The following is a 20,694-nucleotide window of genomic DNA, read 5'->3' as shown; positions in this document are numbered from 1 at the left end:
CGCGAGGTCGGCCAGAACGCCGATCAGCGGCGGTCGCCGACCGCGGTCCGGCGTCCCGCCCGCTGCCCGGGCCCGAACGCTGCCGGGGCCGGAACCTCAGCCGAGCAGCTTCTTGAGGTCGTCGGGCAGGTCGAGCGTGGACGGGTCGACCGACGCCTCGGCCGCCGCGCCCCCGAGACCGAACGACGATCCCTTGGGTGCGGCGGGAGCGGAGGGGCCGCCGCCCAGAGCCCGCTGGAGCTGCTCGCGCTCCTGCTGCGCACGCTTGGCCGGGTTGCCCGACTTGCCCTTGACCTTCTTCTGCGGTGCCTGGCGAGCGCCCGCGCGCTTGCCCGCACCAGGCATGCCGGGCATCGGAGGCATCCCGGGCATCCCGCCCCCGCGCGACATCTGCCGCATCATCTTCTGTGCACCGTCGAAGCGCTCCAGGAGCTGGTTGACGGCCGTCGTCGTCGTGCCCGCGCCGCGGGCGATGCGCGCACGGCGCGAACCGTTGATGATCTTCGGGTTCTCGCGCTCACCGGGCGTCATCGAGTGGATGATCGCCTCGATGCGGTCGACCTCGCGCTCGTCGAAGCTCTCGATGGCCTCGCGCATCTGACCCATGCCCGGCAGCATGCCGAGCATCTTCTTCATCGAGCCCATCTTCTTCATCTGCTGCATCTGCACCAGGAAGTCGGCGAGCGTGAAGTCTTTGCCCTGTGCGACCTTGGCCGCCATCTTCTCGGCCTGCTCGGCGTCGAAGGCGCGCTCGGCCTGCTCGATGAGCGTCAGCACGTCACCCATGTCGAGGATGCGCCCGGCCATGCGGTCGGGGTGGAAGACCTCGAAGTCGGTGAGCTTCTCGCCCGTGGACGCGAACATGATCGGCCGGCCGGTCACCTTCGCGACCGACAGCGCAGCACCGCCGCGCGCGTCGCCGTCGAGCTTGGACAGCACGACGCCCGTGAAGTCGACGCCCTCGAGGAACGCCGTCGCGGTGTTGACGGCGTCCTGACCGATCATCGCGTCGATGACGAACAGCACCTCGTCGGGGCTGATCGCCGAGCGGATGTCCGAGGCCTGCTGCATGAGCACGGCGTCGACGCCCAGGCGTCCGGCGGTGTCGACGATGACGACGTCGTGCTGCTTCTCGCGCGCGTACGCGACGCCGTCGCGCGCGACGCCGACCGGGTCGCCGATGACGGCGTCGGTCTCCGCTCCCTGGTTGCCGGGGTGCGGCGCGAACACCGGCACACCCGCGCGCTCGGCCACGACCGACAGCTGCGTGACCGCGTTGGGACGCTGGAGGTCGGCCGCGACCAGCACGGGCGTGTGCCCCTGCTGCTTGAGCGCGTGCGCCAGCTTGCCTGCGAGCGTCGTCTTCCCGGCGCCCTGGAGGCCCGCGAGCATGATGACCGTCGGAGGCACCTTGGCGAGCTGGAGGGTGCGCGTGGCGCCGCCCAGGATCTCGACGAGCTCCTCGTTGACGATCTTGACGACCTGCTGCGCCGGGTTGAGCGCCCCCGAGACCTCGACGCCGAGCGCGCGCTCGCGCACGGCCGCGGCGAACTCGCGCACGACGGGCACGGCCACGTCGGCGTCGAGCAACGCGCGGCGGATCTCGCGCACGGTCGCGTCGATGTCCGCCTCGGACAGACGCCCCCGGCCACGGAGGTTCTTGAACGTCGCGGTGAGCCGGTCCGACAGGGAGTTGAACACCAGTGCGGTCCTCAGGGTTCTTCGACAGCAGTCGAGCGGTTGGGACGGTGTCACAGACTACCGGGCGACCCGCGCGCATGGTCGAGCCTGTCGACGACGAACACCACCCGCAGGCTCCGCACGCACGACCCGCGGGCGTGGCACCGGTCAGCCGGCCCCTGCCTCCAGCGCCTCGCGTGCCCGCGCGACGAGCCCGTCGACGAGCCGGGCGCGCCACGGCGTCCACCCGTTCTTCGACCCCAGGCTCGAGGAATCTGCCTGCGTCAGCGCGCGCAGCTCGGCGAGCAGGTCCCCGCGGTGGTCGACCGCCGTCAGCAGGGCCGCGACGGTCGCCGGGTCGTCCGGGTCCTGCTGGGTCGCCAGGTCGGCGAGCACCAGGTGGTGGCGCACGAGCCGCTCGACGTCGCGCGCCACGGCGTCGTCGACGCCCATGCGCGCCAGGATGCCGGGCACCAGGCGCGCGCCCTCGAGCGCGTGGTCGGCATGGAGCGCCCCGCGGCGCTTGCCGATGTCGTGCAGGACGGCGGCCAGCAGCAGCACCTCGGACCGCACGGCCGCGGGATCGGCCTGAACGCGTCGCACGCCTGCAGCACGCGAGACCGTCTCGACGAGATGACGGTCGACGGTGTGCCGGTGGACCGGCGAGCGTTGCGGGCGGTTGCGGACGTCCGCCCACTCGGGGATCCAGCGGGTCACGATGCCCGCGAGGTCGAGCGCTTCCCACACCGGGACCTGCGCGGGCCCCGAGCCCAGGAGCTGAAGGAACGCCTGGCGAGCGGCGCGAGGCCAGGGCACGGGCACAGGCGCCGCCAGCGCGAGCGAGCCGACCGTGACGGGCGACAACGCCAGCCCGCTGCGCGCGGCCGTCGCCGCCGCGCGCAGCGGCAGCACCGGGTCGGACGCGGGGTTCGCGTCGATCGCGAGCACGAGCTCGCCGTCGTGCTCCACGAGCCCGTCGCCCGCCGAGCGCAGCCGCGGGGGCGTCCGGCGGCCGCGCACGACCAGCGTGCGCCGGATCGCGCCCGGCGGCTGAAGCGCCTGACGGGCCCGGCGCACCGTGGAGTCGAGCGCGTAGGCGATCTCCCGCCCCGCTTCGGCGAGCGAGGCGAGCAGCTCGTCCGGGTCGTCGTGGCCGCAGCGCGCGGCGACCTCGTCGAGGTCCGCGAGCAACAGCCGCGTCGTGCGCCGTCGGGTCACCACCTGCAGTGTGTCGCGCACGTCGAGCAGGTGGGCGTACGCGCGGTCGACGGCCCCGTGCGGGCGGTCGGTCAGCCACGTGGCAGCGAGGGCGGCCAGCAGCACGGCGTCCCGGATGCCGCCGCGCGACTCCTTGAGGTCGGGCTCCACGAGGTAGGCGAGCTCCCCGAACGCTGCGCACGCTCCTTGACCGAGGCGAGCAGCTCGGGCATGCGCCGCCGGGAGGCGGCCCGCCAGTCGGTGAGGATCGCCGACGCGGCCCGGTGCACGACGACGGCGTCGCCCGCCACGGGCCGCACGTCGAGCCAGCTTGCGGCGGCCGCGAGGTCGGACGACGCGACCTGGCGCGTCTGGTGCAGCGACCGCACCGCGTGGTCGAGGTCGACCCCCGAGTCCCACAGCGGGTACCAGAGCCGCTCGGCGACCCGAGCGAGCTCGTCCGCCGGGTGGGTGCGACCGTCGTGCACGAGGACCAGGTCGACGTCGGACATCGGCCCGAGGTCGCCGCGCGCGAGGCTGCCGACGGCCGCGAGGGCCAGCCCGGACCCGTCGACCTGGGCTGTCGCCTCCGCGTACAGCGCCCCGAGCCGATCGGTGACGGCCTGGACCAGCGCCGAGCGGCGGGCCACGCCCGACCGGCCCGGGCCGGTCAGCGTCGTGGCCAGCGTGAGCAACTCCTCGCGCAGGCCCACCACGGGGCCCCGGCCGGCCGCGTCGCCGACGGTTGAGCCTGTCGAGACCATCGTTCCCCTTCGCTCGGGGGTGGTCTCGACAGGCTCAACCACCAGGTGACGGATCAGAGCGCGCTGTCGCCGCGCTCTCCGGTGCGGACCCGGGCGACGTCGTCGACCGGGACGACCCACACCTTGCCGTCGCCGATCTTGCCGGTCTGCGCGGCGGCGACCACGACGTCGACGATGGACGTGGCGTCCTCGTCGGCGACGAGCACCTCGATCCGGACCTTGGGGACCAGGTCGACGGTGTACTCGGCGCCGCGGTAGACCTCGGTGTGGCCCTTCTGCCGCCCGTAGCCGCTGGCCTCGGAGACCGTCATGCCGCGGACTCCGGCGGCCTCAAGGGCCGACTTCACGTCGTCGAGGCGGTGCGGCTGGATGATGCCGGTGACGAGCTTGCTCATGCGCGGATCTCCTTGATGATCGAACCAGCGGTGATCGTCTCGTACGCGGACTCGCCGTGCTCGGTCAGGTCGATGCCGCCCACCTCGGCATCCTCGCCGATTCGCCAGCCCATCGTCCTCTTGAGGATCGTTCCGATGACGAAGGTGAGCACGCCGGAGACGAGGATCGCCGCGACCGCGATGACGAGCTGGACGACGAACTGCCGGATACCGCCGCCGAGCAGCAGCCCCACGTTGTCGCCCAGGAGGCCGACCCCGATGGTGCCCCAGAAGCCGGAGACCAGGTGGACGCCGACGACGTCGAGCGAGTCGTCGTAGCCGAACTTGTACTTCAGGCCGACGGCGAGCGCCGAGAGCACACCGGCGACGACGCCCAGGACCAGCGAGGTCACAGGGTTGAGCGCGCCGGCGGCCGGGGTGATGGCGACCAGGCCGGCCACGACGCCCGAGGCGGCACCGAGCGAGGTCGCGTGACCGTCACGGATGCGCTCGGTCAGGAGCCAGCCGAGCATCGCGGCGCAGGTCGCGGCCGTCGTGTTGACCCAGGCGAGGCCCGCGGTCTCGTTCGCGCCGAAGGCCGAACCGGCGTTGAAGCCGAACCAGCCGAACCACAGCAGCGCCGCGCCGAGCATGACGAATGGCAGGTTGTGCGGGCGCATGGGCTCCTTGCCGAAGCCCTTGCGCTGGCCGATGATCAGCGCGAGCACGAGCGCCGCGACACCGGCGTTGATGTGCACGACCGTGCCGCCGGCGAAGTCGATCGGGGCGACTGTCGCCGCTCCGTCGGTCACCCCGAAGATCTTCGCGGCCAGACCCGACTCCGAGCCCGACAGCAGCCCGCCGCCCCAGACCATGTGGGCCATCGGGAAGTAGACGAGCGTGGCCCAGACCCCGGCGAACACCAGCCAGGTGCTGAACCGGGTGCGGTCGGCCAGGGCGCCCGAGATGAGCGCGACGGTGATGATCGCGAACGTCACCTGGAAGGCGACGTCGATCGCCTGCGGATAGTTGCCCAGGCCCGGGACGGGTGCGCCGTCGGCGACCAGCGTGCCTGAGAGACCGAACTGGTCGAACGGGTTGCCGAAGACCCCGCCGACGCTCGAGCCGTAGGACATCGACCAGCCCCACAGCACGTAGATGACGCCGACGACGCCGATCGCGCCGAACGACATCATCATCATGTTCAGAACGGACTTGCCACGCACCATGCCGCCGTAGAAAAACGCCAGGCCCGGCGTCATCAGGAGCACGAGGGACGCTGACATCAGCATCCACGCGGCATTCCCGGTGTCCCAATCCATCTTGATCCTCCCCTTGCCAGCCGCGGCGGCCGGTCTGGGACAACCGTGATGGGAGACCGTTTCCGGACGGACCCGATGGAGTTACGGCGGTGTCACGGTGGACCGCTGCCGGTAAACGTTGGGTTTCACCGCCCCGCTGACGGGCCCTGGGCTACCCGAGGATGCCGTCGACGAACTGCGCGGCGTCGAACGGCGCGAGGTCGTCGGGACCCTCGCCGAGCCCGACGAGCTTGACCGGGACGCCCAGCGCACGCTGCACCGCGACGACGATGCCGCCCTTGGCGGTGCCGTCGAGCTTGGTCAGCACGATGCCCGTCACCCCGGCGACCTCTCCGAAGACGCGCGCCTGCTGCATGCCGTTCTGGCCCGTCGTCGCGTCGAGCACGAGCAGGACCTCGGTCAGCGGGGCTTCCCGCGTCACGACACGAGTGATCTTGCCGAGCTCGTCCATCAGCCCGGCCTTGTTCTGAAGACGCCCCGCGGTGTCCACCAGCACGACGTCGACGCCGTCCGCCTTGCCCTGCTTGACGGCGTCGAACGCGACGGCAGCGGGGTCCGCGCCGTCGCGGTCCGCGCGCACGGTGGGCACGCCGACGCGCGAGCCCCACGTCTGGAGCTGGTCGGCGGCCGCGGCGCGGAACGTGTCGGCCGCGCCCAGCACGACCGCCTTGCCCTCGGCGACCAGCACGCGGGCGAGCTTGCCGACCGTCGTGGTCTTGCCGGTGCCGTTGACGCCGACGACGAGGACGACGCCCGGCGTGCCCGGCTCGGCGCCGTCGGTGTGCAGCGTGCGGTCCATCGTGGGGTCGACCAGAGCGATGAGCTCCTCGCGCAGCATGGTGCGCACGGCGGCGGGGTCGCTGACCCCCTGGACGCGCACGCGCGTACGCAGCGCGTCGATGAGCTCACCCGCCGGGCCCGCGCCGACGTCGGCGAGCAGCAGCGTCTCCTCCAGCTCGTCCCAGTCGTCCTCGGTCAGGTGGTCGCGCGAGAGCACGGCGAGCAGGCGGGCGCCGAGCGGCGAACCCGAGCGCGCGAGGCGGTCGCGCAGCCGCACGAGCCGTCCGGCAGCCGGCTCGGGGTGCTCGATCGGCGAGGCGACGCGAGCCTCGACCGGCGAGGGCCCGGCATCGTCGTCGGGCAGCGGTGTCTCGTGCTCCGCCACGGCTCCCGCCGCGGGCTGCTCGGCGACCGCAGGCCGATCGACGGCGGGCGGCTGCTGCGCGTCGCGCCGGGTCCGCGGGAGGACGTACGCCGCGACGGCCCCGAGGACCACGACGACGATCAGAGGGATGAGCCAAGGCAGGACGTCGGTCACGCGCACCAGTGTCCCAGACGGCCCGGCGACCTCAGTCGGGGGCGCGCGCCGTGCCCACGTGGAGCTGACGCGACGCCTGCTGCCGCGCACGCGTGAGGACGTCGGTGATCTGCTCCGCGTCCACGTACGCCGGACCCTCCTCGACCGTCCCGGCGAAGAACGCCTCGAGGTCGGTGTCGACCGGTGCGTCGGAGCGGCGGCGCCGCGAATGCCGCAGTCCGGCGCGGAAGCTGCGCCAGAAGTCCCCGAGACCACCTCCGGGCTGCACGTCGCCAGGGACGCCGTCGGTGCGAGCCATGACGTTCGCGACCAGGAAGACGGCAGTCACCAGGAACACCGCGACGAGGGACCACACGACGAAGGTGAGCATGCCCTCAGTGTCTCGCACCCCGCCGACACCGACCGGGACACCGCGTGACGAAAGGCCGCCGGATCCTGTGGAGATTCGTGGTCGGACCTCGCGGCCCGGCTCGCCCGGGGGCTCACGCCTCCGCGGGCTCGCGCATGCGCTGCGAGATGACGGTCGTCACGCCGTCGCCGCGCATCGTCACGCCGTACAGGGCGTCCGCGACCTCCATGGTGCGCTTCTGGTGGGTGATGACGATGAGCTGCGAGTGCGTCTGAAGCTCCCGGAAGATCTCCAGCAGGCGGCCCAGGTTGACGTCGTCGAGCGCGGCCTCGACCTCGTCCATGATGAGGAACGGGCTCGGGCGCGCCTTGAAGATCGACACCAGGAACGCGACGGCGGTCAAGGACCGCTCGCCCCCCGACAGCAACGACAGGCGCTTGACCTTCTTGCCCGCGGGGCGCGCCTCGACGTCGATCCCCGTCGCGAGCAGGTCGGACGGGTCGGTGAGCACGAGCCGGCCCTCGCCGCCCGGGAACAGCGTCGGGAACACCCGCTCGAACATCGCCGCCGTGTCGCGGAACGCCTCGGCGAACACCTGCTCGACCCGTTCGTCGATGTCCTCGACGATCTGCAGCAGGTCCTGCCGCGACTTCTTCAGGTCGGCGAGCTGCTCGGTGAGGAACCGGTGGCGTTCCTCCAGGGCGGCGAACTCCTCCAGGGCGAGCGGGTTGACCGTCCCCAGGCGGGCGAGGGCTCGTTCGGCCTGCCTGAGGCGTGCCTCCTGCTCCTCGCGCACGTACGGGCGGCCCTCGGGCGCCGGGGCGTCGTCGCCGTCCGGAGCGGCCGGGTCCGCCACCGGGATCAGGCGGTGGGGCCCGAACTCCTCCACGAGCGCCTCGGGATCCGTCCCCAGCTCGTCGGTCGCGCGCTCCTGAAGCTGCTGCAGCCGGGCGACCTGCTGAGCCCGCGCGACCTCGTCACGGTGGGCGACGTCGGTCAGGTCGCGCACCTCGCCCGCCAGCCGTTCCACGTCGGCGCGCACGGCGTCGAGCTCGTGGGCGCGCGCGGTGCGTGCCTCCTCGGCCGCCGCACGCTCCTGGGCGGCGCGCTCGACCGACCGGGCCAGCGCCGTCAGCGCGAGCGTCGCGTCGTCGCGCACCTGCGCCGCGACCAGTGCCTGCGCGGTGCGGGCGCGGGCGCGGGCCGCGGCCCGCTCGCGCGCGGCGCGCTCCGTCTGGGCGGCGCGAGCAAGGCTCTGGGCGCGGCCCGCGACCGCACGCGCACGTTCCTCGCTGGTGCGCAGTGCCAGCCGTGCCTCCGTCTCGGCCGCACGCGCGGCGGTCGCCGCGTCCTGCGCCTGCCCGCGCGCGCTCGTCGCCGCCGCGACCGCATCCTCGGACTCGCCCGGCTCGGCCTCCGCGATCTCGAGCCGCCGCGCGAGCGCGGCCAGCTCGGCCTCGTCGGACGCCCGCCGCTCGGCGGCCTGCGCGAGCGTGGACCGGTGCCGGTCGGCCTCCGCGCGCGCCGCACGCTGCGCCGAACCGAGCGTGCCGAGCTGCTCGGCGACGGCGGCCAGCGCCGCGTCCGACTCGTGCAGCCGTTCGAGCGTCTCGTCATAGCGGCGCTGCGCGCCGTCGAGCTCCTCGCGGGCGCCCACCAGCGCGAAGCGGGCACGCTCGCCACGCGCGGCGGCGTCGTCGGCGTGCGCGCGTGCCTCGTCGAGCGCCGCCTGGAGGTGCAGCACGCTCGGCGCAGCGGCCGAACCACCGGCGGCGCGCACCCCACCGAGCAGATCGCCCGCGCGCGTCACGGCGACGACGTGCGGGTGCGCGGCGACCAGTGCTCGTGCCTGCGCCAGGTCCTCGACCACCACGACACCCTCCAGCAGCGCGCGGACGGCGGCGGCGACGGGGCCGGGCGCGGTCACGACGTCCACGACGAGCCGCCCGGCGACCGGACCAGGCGGCGGCTCGAGCGGGCGCGGCGCGTCGCCGCCGCCGCCTCGCGACCCGACCACCAGACCGGCACGCCCCGCGTCGTCGTCGCGCAGCAGCCGCAGCGCGTCCACCGCCGCATCCAGGTCCGCGACCACGACGGCGTCCGCGAGCGGCCCCAGCGCGGCCGCGACCGCGTCCTCGTACCCCGCCTCGACGCCCAGCAGCGCGGCGACCGAGCCGAGCACCCCGGGGGCGTCGGCCGCCAGCAGCGCACCGGCGCCGTCCTTGCGGTCGAGGCTCAGGGCCAGCGCCTCGACGCGCGCCGACCACGTCGCACGATCCTGGTCGGCCGCGGCGGCCTCCGCATCCAGCGCAGCCACCGTCGAGCCGGCACGCTCGACGGCGTCGGCGGCCTCCTCGTGCTCGGCGTCGAGGCCCTCCTCGCCCGCCTCGACGCCGACCACCTGCGTCTCCAGGGCCGTGAACTCGCGCGTCGCGTCCTGCTCACGGCGCTCGGCCTCCTCCAGCGCGACGCGGACGCGGTCGAGCTCGGCGTCGGCGGCCTCGACGCGGCTGCGACGCGCGGCGACCTGCCCCGCGAGCCGCGCCAGCCCTTCGCGCCGATCGGCTGCCCCCGGTGCAGGGCCGCGAGCTCCCGCTCGGCCGACGCGGCGGCGTCCTCGGCCGCGGTGCGGCGCTCGACCGCCGCGGTCAGGCTCGCACGCGCGATCTCGACCTCACGCACCAGCTCGGCCTCCGCCGCGCGAGCGCGCTCGGCCTGCGCCTCGAGGTCGGCCGGGTCCTGGCCTCGCTGCTCGGGCTCCGCCGTGCCCAGCAGGCGCACACGCTCCTGGGCGAGCGTCTGGGTGCCGCGCAGGCGCTCGCGCAGCGCGGCCAGCGCGTGGAAGGTGTCACCGGCGTGCGACGCCGCCGTCGTCGCGCCCGCCGCCGCGACCTCAAGCCGAGCCAGCTCGGCGCGAGCCGCCGCGAGCGCCGCCTCCGTCGCCGACTGACGCTCGCGCACCGCCGCCTCGTCCGCACGCTCGGCCTCCAGCTGGGCCACGAGCTGGGCGAGGTCGTCGGCCAGCAGCCGCGACTTGGCGTCACGCAGGTCCGCCTGCACCGTGCGGGCCTTGCGGGCGGCCTCCGCCTGGCGGCCGAGCGGACCGAGCTGACGGCGCAGCTCGGCCGTCAGGTCGGTCAGGCGCGCCAGGTTCCCGGCCATCTGGTCGAGCTTGCGCAGCGCCTTCTCCTTGCGCTTGCGATGCTTGAGGACTCCTGCGGCCTCCTCGACGAACCCGCGCCGATCCTCCGGGCTCGCGCGCAGCACGGCGTCGAGCTGCCCCTGCCCCACCACGACGTGCATCTCACGGCCGATGCCCGAGTCGCTCAGCAGCTCCTGGATGTCCAGCAGGCGGCAGCCCGAGCCGTTGATCGCATACTCCGACCCGCCGCTGCGGAACAGCGTGCGCGAGATCGTGACCTCGGTGTAGTCGATCGGCAGCGCGCCGTCGGTGTTGTCGATCGTCAGCGACACCTCGGCGCGGCCCAGCGGGGGCCGGCCCGCGGTCCCGGCGAAGATGACGTCCTCCATCTTTCCGCCGCGCAGCGACTTGGCGCCCTGCTCGCCCATGACCCAGGCGAGTGCGTCCACGACGTTCGACTTGCCCGACCCGTTGGGTCCGACGACGCACGTGATGCCCGGCTCGAAGCTCAGCGTCGTCGCGGACGCGAACGACTTGAACCCCCGCAGCGTGAGCGTCTTGAGATGCACCGGCTCACCCTATCCGCGCACGGCACGCGAACCACGGAACTGCGCACGAAGGTCAGAGCGCCGGGAACCACAGGCCGATCTCGCGCGACGCCGACTCCGGGGAGTCCGAGCCGTGCACGATGTTCTGCATGACCGGTCCGTCCCAGGCACGGCCGAGGTCGCCACGGATCGTGCCGGGCGCGGCCGTCGTCGGGTCCGTCGCACCCGCCAGCGACCGGAACCCCTCGATGACACGGTTGCCCTCGGCGACGACGGCGAGCGTCGGGCCCGACAGCATGAAGTCGACCAGCGCGCGGAAGAACGGCTTGTCCACGTGCTCGGCGTAGTGACGCTCCAGCAGCTCGGGCGTCGCCTGCACGAGCTCGACCGCCGCGAGCGTGTACCCCTTGGCCTCGATCCGGCGCAGCACCTCGCCGGACAGGCCGCGGCGCACACCGTCCGGCTTGACCAGCACCAGAGTGCGCTCCACGGTGAGGCCGTCTGTCTGCGTCGTCTTCGTCGTCATGCCCGAAGGGTAGCGGGACGGCCCGACGACGCGTCGGTCACCGTCCGGGAACACCGTCCGGTGGCGCCCACGGCGTCGTGACGGCGTCAGACGTTGGGCGCCGTCTCGGGGTGCGCGGCGTCGTACTCGCGGCGCTCGCGGTCGACGCGCGCACCGATGCGCAGCGACGCCGCCCACATGATCACGAACACGGCCGCGACCAGGTACATCATCGGCAGGACGAGGCCCGTCGCGATGACGAGCACCTGGGCGAGCGTGCCGCCTGCGACGCCCACCGGGCGGGACGTCAGGCGCGAGAGCACCAGCAGCGCGACGAACAGCACACCGCCGCCGATCCAGATCGCCGTCGGGTCGGACAGGCTGATCGGCCCCTTCTCGTACAGGCTGCCGCGCAGCCCGTACAGCGCGACGGCCGCGAACGCCACGCAGAACGCCTCGAGCTGGAGCGTCAGCGACGTGAACTGCACGAGGGCCGACTTCTTGGGCGCGATGCGGTCGCCCGGTGCGGGCCTGTCCTTGCTGCTCACGGTCCCCAGGGTATCCGCCCGGCTCGGCGCTCCGACGCCGTGCCTCCGGCCGGGCCGTGGCACCGTGGGCGGCGCCGTCGGGTCAGGCCTCGCCGAACCCGCCCTCGATGAGCGCGACGACGGCGTCGACCGCGGCCCGCGCGCCGCTCCCCCGGGCCGTGACCTCGAGATTCTGGCCGCCCTTCGCCCCAGGGCGATCAGCGCCAGGACGCTCGCCCCGTCCGCTCCCCCACCGACACCGGGACGCCGAGGTCGGCGATCGCGCGAGCGAGCTGCGCCGCCGGACGTGCGTGCAGGCCCAACGGGTTGCGCACGGTCACGCTCGCGCGCACGACGCCGTCCTCGTCGTCGTGCGCCACGGGACCGGCGGCGTCGGCCGGAGCACCCGGCGCCCCGGCGGCGGGCGCGAACGACTCGCCAGCCTCGCGCGCCGCAGCCATGACCGCGTCGGGGCCCGCGCCCTGCTGCGCCGCCACGGCTGCGGCGACGGCACCCTCGACGAACGGAGCATCCACCAGGTGCACCCGCCCGGACCACTCGTCCTCGTCGATCTCCAGCGCCGTCTCCACCGTCAGGACGGCCGAGCCGAGGTCCGCGAGCACGACGACGGCGTCCGCCCCGGCGAGCGCTCGCTCGACAGCCCCCTGCACGACGTCGAGCGACGTGCCCAGGCCGCCGTCGATCGTGCCCGCGCCGGGCACGATCTCGACGTCCGGCGCCATCTGCGCGGCCAGCTCGACCACTCCGCGCGCGAGGCGAGCGGAGTGCGAGACCAGCACCAGGGCGACGGTCATCGGCGGCACGCTAGCCCTCGGACGCCGTCCCGGTGCCGTCGGCCGCGGCGACGGCGGCGCGCAGCAGCAGCGCCGTCGAGCGCGCTCCGGGGTCCTCGTGCCCCGCGGAGCGCTCGCCGAGGTACGAGGCCCTGCCCTTGGTCGCGACGAGCGGGATCGTGGCGGTCGCACCCGCGTCCGCCGCGTCCGCGGCCGCACGCAGCACCGCGACCGCGTCGTCCCCGCCGAGCGCCGCCGCGGCGTCGACCGCGGGCTGCCACGCGTCGACCATCGTCTTCTCCCCCGGCGTGGCGTGGCCGCGCGCCTCGATGCCCTCGAGCGCCGCCTCGAGCAGCGCGACGACGGTCGACGCGTCGAGCTCGGCGCGGGCCGTCACCTTCGCGGCCCGCAGGAACGCCGTCCCGTACAGCGGGCCCGAGGCACCCCGACGGTCGACATGAGTGTCGTCGCGACGAGCTTGAGCACCGCGCCCACGTGCTCGGCGGCGCCGTCGGGGCCCTGCGACGGCGTCTCGGCGACCTTGGCCTCGACCGCGCGGAAGCCGCGGTCCAGGTTGGCGCCGTGGTCGCCGTCGCCGATCTGGCGGTCGAGCTCGGTCAGCTCGTCCCGGGCTGCGGCCATCGCCGCGGCCGACTCCACGACCCACCGTCTCGCCCACGCGGCGTCGAGCGCCATAGCCTGCTCCCTGTCTCCGTCCGGACCGTGTGTGCCCTCACCAGTGGAGCGCGGGGGTGTGCACGGGGGCGTCCCAGAGCTGTTCGAGCTCGTCGTCCAGCCGCAGCACGGTGATCGACGCGCCCTGCATCTCGAGTGACGTCACGTAGTTGCCCACGAGCGAGCGAGCCACCGTCACGCCCCGTGCCTCGAGAAGAGCTCGCGCCCGACCATAGACCACGTACAGCTCGGACAGCGGCGTACCGCCCATTCCGTTGACGAACAGCAACACTCGGTCACCCGCGGCGAGGCCCAGGTCGGCGGCGACAGGCTCGAGCAGCAGGCGCGTGATCTGCGCCGCCGGGGCCTTCGGGATGCGGTGGCGGCCCGGCTCGCCGTGGATGCCGATGCCGATCTCGATCTCGTCGTCCCCCAGGTCGAAGCTCGGCTTGCCCACGTGCGGCACCGTGCAGGCGGCGAGCGCCACGCCCATCGACCGCACGTTGGCGACGACCCTCTCGGCGACTGCCGCGACGGCCGCGAGGTCGTCACCGCGGGCTGCGGCCGCTCCGGCGATCTTCTCGACCGCGACCGTGCCGGCGACGCCGCGCCGGCCCGCGGTGTACAACGAGTCCTCGACGGCGACGTCGTCGTTCACCAGGACCGTGGCGACCTCGACGTCCTCGGCCTGCGCCAGCTCGACGGCGGTCTCGAAGTTCAGGACGTCGCCGGTGTAGTTCTTCACGATCGCGAGCACGCCGGCCCCCGTGTCGGCCGCCTGGAGCGCGGGCACGATCTGGTCGGGGGTGGGTGAGGTGAAGACGGCGCCCGGGACGGCGGCATCGAGCATGCCGTCGCCCACGAACCCGGCGTGCAGGGGCTCGTGCCCCGAGCCACCGCCCGAGACGAGCCCGACCTTGCCGGCCACGGCCCCGCCGGCGCGGCTGACGAACACGGGACCCGACCCGTCGAGCCCGTGCACCGCGACCAGGTCCGCGTGCGCCGCGCCGAACCCGGTGAGCGAGTCGACGACGGCGTTCTCGGGGTCATCCAGCAGCTTCTTCATCGATCCGCTCCTCCAGACACGTCCACCGACCCGCGCCCTGCGTCCCCGGGTCCCACCTGCCATTCCACACCCGCGCGCTGCGCCCCGCGAGATCGGCCCCGGGAGTACGGCGCCGGCGGGTCAGCGCCGGCCGAGGAGGACGCGAGCGTCGGCGACCGTGACCACGCTGCCCGTGACGAGGACGCCCGTGCCGACGCCGACGCCGACCGCGTCGTCGCGCTCCGCGAGGTCGGCCGCGACCTGGATCGCCTCGTCGAGACGGTCGACGACGTGGACGCGATCCTCGCCGTAGATCTCGTTGGCGATCTCGGCCAGGTCGCGCGGGTCGGCGGAGCGGGCGGAGGAGTTGGACGTCAGCACGACCTCGGCGAGCACGGGTTCGAGGATCGCGAGCAGCGCCTCGGCGTCCTTGTCGCCCATGATCCCGACGACGCCGACCAGCCGCGTGAAGTCGAACGCCTCGTCGAGCGTCGCCACGAGCGCCTCGGCGCCGTGGGGGTTGTGCGCGGCGTCGACCAGCACGGTGGGCGAGGTGCGGACGATCTCGAGACGGCCGGGCGACGTGACGCGGCCGAAGCCCGTCTCGACCACGCCAGCGTCGAGCGCCCCGCCGCCGGACATCAGGGCCTCGACCGCGGCGAGCGCCAGCAGCGCGTTGTGCGCCTGGTGCTCGCCGTGCAGCGGCAGGTAGATGCCCGTGTACAGGCCGGCCGGGGTGCGCAGGTCGACGACCTGCCCGCCCACACCGACCTGCCTGCCGGCCACGTCGATCTCGAACCCCTCGCGCAGCAGGTGCGCTCCGACGGCGGCGGCGCGGTCGCGCATGACCGCGGCGACGACGTCCTCCTGGGCGGCGAGCACCGCCGTCGCGCCGTCCTTGATGATGCCGGACTTGGTGACCGCGATCTCCTCCAGCGTGTTCCCGAGCCACCGCTGGTGGTCCATCCCGACGGGCGTGACGACCGCGACGTCGCCGTCGGCGACGTTGGTCGAGTCCCACTCGCCGCCCATGCCGACCTCGACGACGGCTACGTCGACGGGTGCGTCCGCGAACGCCGCGAACGCCATGACCGTGAGCACCTCGAAGAACGACAGCCGCGGGCCGCCCGCCTCCTGCGACTCACGGTCGACCATGCCGATGTACGGCGCGACGTCGACCCACACCTCGACGAACCGGGCCGCGCTGATCGGCGCGCCGTCGACCTGGATGCGCTCGGTGACGCTCGTCAGGTGCGGGGAGGTGAACAGGCCCGTGCGCAGGCCGTGCTCGCGGACCAGCGACTCGATCATGCGGGCCGTGGACGTCTTGCCGTTGGTGCCCGTCAGGTGGACGACGCGGTAGGCGCGCTGCGGGTCGCCGAGCAGCTCCAGCACCCGGCGCACGCGGTCGAGGGTGGGGTCGATGTCGTGCTCGGGGTTGCGCGACATGATCTCGCGGTACACCTCGCGCAGGGACTCCTGCGCCACGGCCTCCTCGGCGGCGGCCTGGGCGGCCTTGCGGTCCTGGGGCGGTCCTGGGGGCGGTCCTGCGGGCGGTCCTGCCGGCGTTCCTGGGTGCTCACGGGCCAAGCGTAGGCGGGCCGTCGCGCGGCAGCGGACCGGGGCGTGGTGGCGACGGGCTCAGTGCTCGTGAGCCCGTCGCCACCCACCGGCGCGCTCAGGCCTTGGCGACCTGCACGGTCCGGTCGCCGTCGGCGGCCGACACCGTGAGCGCCGTCGCGAGCGTCTCGCTCATGACCAGCTCGCGGTGGGCCTCGACCGCCGCGACCCGCTCGGCGGGGACCGTCAGGGTCAGCGTGATGCGGTCCGCGACCTCCAGACCGGCAGCCTTGCGCGCGTCCTGCACGTCGCGCACGACGTCGCGCGCGTAGCCCTCGGCCTCCAGCTCCGGGGTCAGGGCCAGGTCGAGGACGGCGAACCCGCCGCCGGGCAGCACGGCCGCGGCGAGAGCCGAGCCCTCGGCGCCCGAGCCGACGACGGTCGTCAGGTCGTACTCGCTCTCCAGCAGCGGCACCTCGCCGTCGTCGGTCGTCACGACGACGGCGCCCGCGGCGTCGCGCGTCCACGCACCCGCCTTGGACGCCTTGATGACGGCCTGCACGCCACGGCCCAGGCGCGGGCCGGCGGCCCGCGCGTTGACCGCGAGGCGCTCGACGATGCCGAACCGCTCGGCGGTTCCCGCGTCCAGCGTGAGCAGCGTGACGTCCTTGACGTTGAGCTCGGTGCGCAGCAGGCCGGCGTAGTCCGCGAGCGCCGCCGGGTCGTCGACGGCGACCGTGAGGCTCGCGAGCGGCTGACGCACGCGCAGCTTGTTGGCCTTGCGCAGGCCGAGCGACGTCGAGACGACGGCGCGGACCTCGTCCATGGCCGCGACCAGCGCGCTGTCGAGGGTGCCGGGCACGTCCGGGAGGTCGATCTCGAGCCACGAGGCGAGCGCACCGTCGGGGCTCGCCTGCTCGCGCGAGCGCTCCCGCCGGGTCGGCCAGTCCGCAAGGTGCACCGACCGACCGCCCGTCAGGCCACGCCAGATCTCCTCGGTCAGCAGCGGGGCGAGCGGAGCCATGACCCGGCACAGCACTTCGAGCACCGTGTACAGGGTGTCGAACGCGTCGGCGTCCTCGGCCCAGAACCGGTCGCGCTGGGTGCGCACGTACCAGTTGGTCAGGACGTCGAGGAACACGCGGACGGACTCGCAGGCCCCGGCGATGTCGTAGGCGTCCTGCTGGCGGGTGACGTCGGCGACGAGCTCGTGCGTCTTCGACACGATGTAGCGGTCGATCGCGGGCAGGCCCGGGACGCCGTCCTCGGTCAGCGGGGAGGCGACGTAACCCGCGCCCTGCCCCAGGACCTTCGCGTTGTTGGCGTACAGCGTGAAGAAGTAGTACGTGCTCCACAGCGGCAGCAGCACCTGGCGGACGGCGTCGCGGATGCCGTCCTCGGTGACCACGAGGTTGCCGCCGCGCAGGATGGGCGAGGCCATGAGGAACCAGCGCATGGCGTCGGAGCCGTCGCGGTCGAAGACCTCGTTGACGTCCGGGTAGTTGCGCAGCGACTTGGACATCTTGCGGCCGTCGGAGCCGAGGACGATGCCGTGCGAGACGGCCGACTTGAACGCCGGGCGGTCCATGATGGCCGTGGCGAGCACGTGCAGCGTGTAGAACCAGCCGCGGGTCTGGCCGATGTACTCGACGATGAAGTCGCCCGGGTAGTGGTGCTCGAACCAGTCGGCGTTCTCGAACGGGTAGTGCACCTGCGCGTACGGCATCGAGCCGGAGTCGACCCACACGTCCATGACGTCCTCGACGCGACGCATGGTCGACTGGCCCGTCGGGTCGTCCGGGTTGGGGCGGGTCAGGCGGTCGATGTAGGGCCGGTGCAGGTCGGTGACCTCGACCCCGAAGTCACGCTGGAGCTCCTCCAGGGAGCCGTAGACGTCGATGCGCGGGAAGCGCGGGTCGTCCGACTTCCACACCGGCACGGGCGATCCCCAGAACCGGTTGCGGGTGATCGACCAGTCGCGGGCGTTCTCCAGCCACTTGCCGAAGATGCCGTGCTGGATGTGGTCGGGCGTCCAGGCGATCCCCTCGTTGAGCGCGAGCATGCGCTCCTTGATCCTGGTGACCTCGACGAACCATGACGACACGCCCATGTAGATGAGCGGCTGGCGGCACCGCCAGCAGTGCGGGTAGGAGTGCGCGTGCTGCTCGCGGCGCACCAGCACGGTGCCGTCGGTGGTGGCGCCGAGCGCGCCGCCGTCGGCGCGGGTGCGGGCCTTGAGGTGGTCGATGATGAGCGCGTTGGCGTCGAAGACCTGCAGCCCCTCGTAGTCGACGACGGGGAACGTGAACTTGCCGTCGGGGCCCACGGGGATCACGGGCTCGATGCCCTCGCGGTCGGCGACGACCTTGTCGTCCTCACCGAACGCGGACGCGTTGTGGACCAGGCCGGTGCCGTCGGTCGTCGTGACGAAGTCGGCCTCGACGACGCGGTGGGCGTTGAGGTGGCCGGCGTAGTACGAGAACGGCGGCTGGTACGCGGTCCCGGCGAGCTGGGCGCCGGTCAGGCGGCCGACGACGGTCGGCGCCTCGTTGCCCTCGTCGGTCAGCTCGCGGGCGTAGGCGGCCACGCGCTCGGCCGCCAGCACGTAGCGGCGCGCCTCGCCCGTGAACGAGGACTCGACGACGACGTACTCGACGTCGGGCCCGACCATGACCAGCAGGTTGGACGGCAGCGTCCACGGCGTCGTCGTCCAGATGACGAGCAGGTCGCCCTCGCGGACCACGTCCTGCCCGGCGGCGGGGGCCGTCACCGGGAAGCCCACCGTGACCGACGGGTCCTGGCGGACCTGGTAGACGTCGTCGTCCATGCGCAGCTCGTGGTTGGACAGCGGGGTCTGGTCGTTCCAGCAGTAGGGCAGCACGCGGAAGCCCTCGTAGACCAGCCCCTTGTCCCACAGCTGCTTGAAGCCCCAGATCACGGACTCCATGTACGACAGGTTGAGCGTCTTGTAGTCGTTGTCGAAGTCGACCCAGCGGGCCTGACGGGTCACGTACTCGCGCCACTCGCCCGTGTACTTCAGGACGCTCTCGCGGCAGGCGGCGTTGAACTTCTCCAGGCCCAGCTCCAGGATCTCGTCCTTGGTCTTGATGCCGAGCTGGCTCATGGCCTCCAGCTCGGCGGGCAGGCCGTGGGTGTCCCAGCCGAAGCGGCGCTCGACGCGGCGTCCGCGCATGGTCTGGTAGCGCGGGACGACGTCCTTGGCGTAGCCGGTCAGCAGGTGGCCGTAGTGGGGCAGGCCGTTGGCGAAGGGCGGGCCGTCGTAGAACACGAACTCGTTGCTGCCCTGCTCACCGGCCTCGTTCTTCTCGACCGACGCCTGGAACGTGTCGTCCTGTGCCCAGTAGTCGAGGACCTCACGTTCGAGCGCGGGCAGGTCCGGGGACGCGGGGATGCCCGGCGCAGGCGGGGTGCCGGGGGTCTGCGTGGCGTCCGACGACGGCGTGCGATGCAGCGGGTAGGCCATGGAAGCGGTGCTCCTCGAACGAGAGTGCGGCGGGACACTGCGGGGACGACGCTCGCCGCTGCCGGTCCGGCAGGCCGCGCGCCGCGGTACCACCCCGCTTGCCGTCCCGACGCCGGGCGCACCACCAGGGTGCGACGACGAGGGGCCGACCGCTCGTTCGAGGCTGTGACGGGCCTACCCGTCCGGTTCTACCAAGCGGCGATGCCGCCCTTCTTCCGGAGGCTCCCCGGTGATGGCCGGATCGGTGCCTGTGCGGGCCATCGTACCGGCCGTCGACGACCGGCCGTCGACCTGGCGGACGCACGCGCCCCACGGCGGCGGAAGCCTGCCGGTCACCGGCCGGGGCCGCCGCGGGGGCGAACCGCCGCCGGCGCGCACGACCTCCTCGAGCACTCCGAGCAGCTCGTCGCCGTGCGCCTCGCGCCACCGCAGCGGGTAGGCGTTCACCCAGAACCGCGCCGAGCGCTCGAACCGGGTCCGTGGGAAGGGCCGCCACGGCGGGTCCCAGGGCTCCGGCTCCGCCCATCGTGGACTCATGCGAACCCACCCGTGGCCGCGCCCCCGATACCGCCAGCCGATATGTCGGTGCGACGGTTCACACGCCGTTGCGCACCGTCTTCCAGTTGCTGGCCTGCGCGCGCGGCCGGATCACGAGCTCGTCGATGCTCACGTACGCGGGCCGCGACAGGGTCCACGCGATCGCGTCCGCGACGTCGTCGGCGACCAGCGGCTGGTAGCCCTCGTACACCGCCGCCGCGCGGGCGGCGTCGCCGTCGAACCGCACGAGCGAGAACTCCTCGGTGGCGACCGCGCCCGGCGCGATCTGGACCACGCGCAACGGCTCGCCCGCGAGCTCCCAGCGCAGCGTCGTGGCGAACATGCGCTCGGCGTGCTTCGCGGCCGTGTACCCGGACCCGCCCTCGTAGGTCGCGTACGCCGCCGTCGACGTCAGCACGACGACGTCGGAACCGCCCGTCACGGCGGCCGACGCGCGCAGCAGCGGCAGGACGGCCTTGGTCACGCGCAGCGCGCCCAGCACGTTGACGTCGTACATGCGCTGCCACTGGGCCAGGTCGGCGTCCTCGACGCGGTCGAGCCCGAACGCGCCGCCCGCGTTGTTGACGACGGCGTCCAGCCCGCCCGTCGCCGTCAGGTGCGCGGCGAGAGCCGCGACGGCGTCGTCGGACGTGACGTCCAGCGGGTACGCCTCGATGCCGTCGCCCAACGACGCCAGGCGGTCGGCGCGGCGCGCGGCCGCGACGACGGACCAGCCGTCCGCGGCGAGCCGGCGCGCGGTCGCGGCCCCGATCCCGGACGAGGCCCCCGTCACCAGGACGCGGCGGGGGCGGGAACGGCGGGGTCGGTGGCGCTCGTGGTCATGCCCGCATGCTAGCGACGCGAGCGCCCGCT

13 protein-coding genes and 3 pseudogenes are annotated in these 20,694 nt (G+C 73.6%); all 16 read right to left on the bottom strand.

Annotated elements, in window-relative coordinates; all coding sequences use genetic code 11:
• Nucleotides 1-96: 96 nt before the first annotated feature.
• Nucleotides 97-1,701, bottom strand: a complete 1,605-nt coding sequence (ffh, locus tag ET495_RS02005) for a signal recognition particle protein (RefSeq protein WP_129202205.1) — start codon at nucleotides 1,699-1,701, stop codon at nucleotides 97-99.
• Nucleotides 1,702-1,848: 147 nt separating this feature from the next.
• Nucleotides 1,849-3,641: pseudogene (locus tag ET495_RS02000) on the bottom strand ([protein-PII] uridylyltransferase family protein).
• A gap of 53 nt (nucleotides 3,642-3,694) precedes the next feature.
• The gene (locus ET495_RS01995) at nucleotides 3,695-4,036 is read right to left on the bottom strand and encodes a P-II family nitrogen regulator (RefSeq protein WP_129202203.1); all 342 of its coding nucleotides are present in this window, start codon (nucleotides 4,034-4,036) and stop codon (nucleotides 3,695-3,697) included.
• Nucleotides 4,033-5,337, bottom strand: coding sequence for an ammonium transporter (locus tag ET495_RS01990; RefSeq protein WP_129202201.1), 1,305 nt, complete (start codon nucleotides 5,335-5,337; stop codon nucleotides 4,033-4,035). Before ET495_RS01990 ends, ET495_RS01995 begins: the two co-directional genes overlap by 4 nt.
• 151 nt (nucleotides 5,338-5,488) lie before the next feature.
• The gene (ftsY, locus tag ET495_RS01985; protein ID WP_129202199.1) at nucleotides 5,489-6,655 is read right to left on the bottom strand and encodes a signal recognition particle-docking protein FtsY; all 1,167 of its coding nucleotides are present in this window, start codon (nucleotides 6,653-6,655) and stop codon (nucleotides 5,489-5,491) included.
• 31 nt (nucleotides 6,656-6,686) lie between these two features.
• The gene (locus ET495_RS01980; protein ID WP_129202197.1) at nucleotides 6,687-7,025 is read right to left on the bottom strand and encodes a hypothetical protein; all 339 of its coding nucleotides are present in this window, start codon (nucleotides 7,023-7,025) and stop codon (nucleotides 6,687-6,689) included.
• A 112-nt stretch (nucleotides 7,026-7,137) separates the two neighbouring features.
• Nucleotides 7,138-10,715, bottom strand: a pseudogene (smc, locus tag ET495_RS01975) (chromosome segregation protein SMC).
• Nucleotides 10,716-10,767: 52 nt separating this feature from the next.
• Nucleotides 10,768-11,220 carry a nucleoside-diphosphate kinase gene (gene ndk / locus ET495_RS01970; RefSeq protein WP_129202195.1) on the bottom strand — a complete coding sequence of 151 codons (453 nt, stop codon included), beginning with the start codon at nucleotides 11,218-11,220 and terminating at the stop codon, nucleotides 10,768-10,770.
• 86 nt (nucleotides 11,221-11,306) lie between these two features.
• Nucleotides 11,307-11,747: a DUF4233 domain-containing protein gene (locus ET495_RS01965; protein WP_129202193.1), complete on the bottom strand. Its 441-nt coding sequence runs from the start codon at nucleotides 11,745-11,747 to the stop codon at nucleotides 11,307-11,309.
• A 197-nt stretch (nucleotides 11,748-11,944) separates the two neighbouring features.
• Nucleotides 11,945-12,541 (bottom strand): dihydroxyacetone kinase phosphoryl donor subunit DhaM, encoded by a 597-nt coding sequence (gene dhaM / locus ET495_RS01960; protein ID WP_245993245.1) that lies wholly within the window; start codon nucleotides 12,539-12,541, stop codon nucleotides 11,945-11,947.
• A gap of 10 nt (nucleotides 12,542-12,551) precedes the next feature.
• Nucleotides 12,552-13,216 (bottom strand): annotated as a pseudogene (gene dhaL / locus ET495_RS01955) (dihydroxyacetone kinase subunit DhaL).
• A 37-nt stretch (nucleotides 13,217-13,253) separates the two neighbouring features.
• The gene (dhaK, locus tag ET495_RS01950) at nucleotides 13,254-14,261 is read right to left on the bottom strand and encodes a dihydroxyacetone kinase subunit DhaK (RefSeq protein WP_129202191.1); all 1,008 of its coding nucleotides are present in this window, start codon (nucleotides 14,259-14,261) and stop codon (nucleotides 13,254-13,256) included.
• 120 nt (nucleotides 14,262-14,381) lie between these two features.
• Nucleotides 14,382-15,728: a bifunctional folylpolyglutamate synthase/dihydrofolate synthase gene (locus ET495_RS01945; protein ID WP_425471182.1), complete on the bottom strand. Its 1,347-nt coding sequence runs from the start codon at nucleotides 15,726-15,728 to the stop codon at nucleotides 14,382-14,384.
• Between the two features lie 190 nt (nucleotides 15,729-15,918).
• Nucleotides 15,919-19,284: an isoleucine--tRNA ligase gene (ileS, locus tag ET495_RS01940; protein WP_129202187.1), complete on the bottom strand. Its 3,366-nt coding sequence runs from the start codon at nucleotides 19,282-19,284 to the stop codon at nucleotides 15,919-15,921.
• A 174-nt stretch (nucleotides 19,285-19,458) separates the two neighbouring features.
• Complete coding sequence (locus tag ET495_RS01935; RefSeq protein ID WP_129202185.1) at nucleotides 19,459-19,821, bottom strand: hypothetical protein; 363 nt, start codon at nucleotides 19,819-19,821, stop codon at nucleotides 19,459-19,461.
• 58 nt (nucleotides 19,822-19,879) lie between these two features.
• Nucleotides 19,880-20,614: an SDR family oxidoreductase gene (locus ET495_RS01930; RefSeq protein ID WP_245993243.1), complete on the bottom strand. Its 735-nt coding sequence runs from the start codon at nucleotides 20,612-20,614 to the stop codon at nucleotides 19,880-19,882.
• Nucleotides 20,615-20,694: the final 80 nt, after the last annotated feature.

Source organism: Xylanimonas allomyrinae, assembly GCF_004135345.1.
GTDB lineage: Bacteria > Actinomycetota > Actinomycetes > Actinomycetales > Cellulomonadaceae > Xylanimonas > Xylanimonas allomyrinae.
Note: the sequence above shows the minus strand (reverse complement) of the source record. Positions and strands in the feature narration are given on the sequence as shown.

Coding starts and splice junctions, on each gene's coding strand:
- ET495_RS01995 (WP_129202203.1), bottom strand. CDS start 4,036: ATGAGCAAGCTCGTCACCGGCATCATCCAGCCGCACCGCCTCGACGAC.
- ET495_RS01990 (WP_129202201.1), bottom strand. CDS start 5,337: ATGGATTGGGACACCGGGAATGCCGCGTGGATGCTGATGTCAGCGTCC.
- ET495_RS01980 (WP_129202197.1), bottom strand. CDS start 7,025: ATGCTCACCTTCGTCGTGTGGTCCCTCGTCGCGGTGTTCCTGGTGACT.
- ndk (WP_129202195.1), bottom strand. CDS start 11,220: ATGACGACGAAGACGACGCAGACAGACGGCCTCACCGTGGAGCGCACT.
- dhaM (WP_245993245.1), bottom strand. CDS start 12,541: ATGACCGTCGCCCTGGTGCTGGTCTCGCACTCCGCTCGCCTCGCGCGC.
- dhaK (WP_129202191.1), bottom strand. CDS start 14,261: ATGAAGAAGCTGCTGGATGACCCCGAGAACGCCGTCGTCGACTCGCTC.
- ileS (WP_129202187.1), bottom strand. CDS start 19,284: ATGGCCTACCCGCTGCATCGCACGCCGTCGTCGGACGCCACGCAGACC.
- ET495_RS01935 (WP_129202185.1), bottom strand. CDS start 19,821: ATGAGTCCACGATGGGCGGAGCCGGAGCCCTGGGACCCGCCGTGGCGG.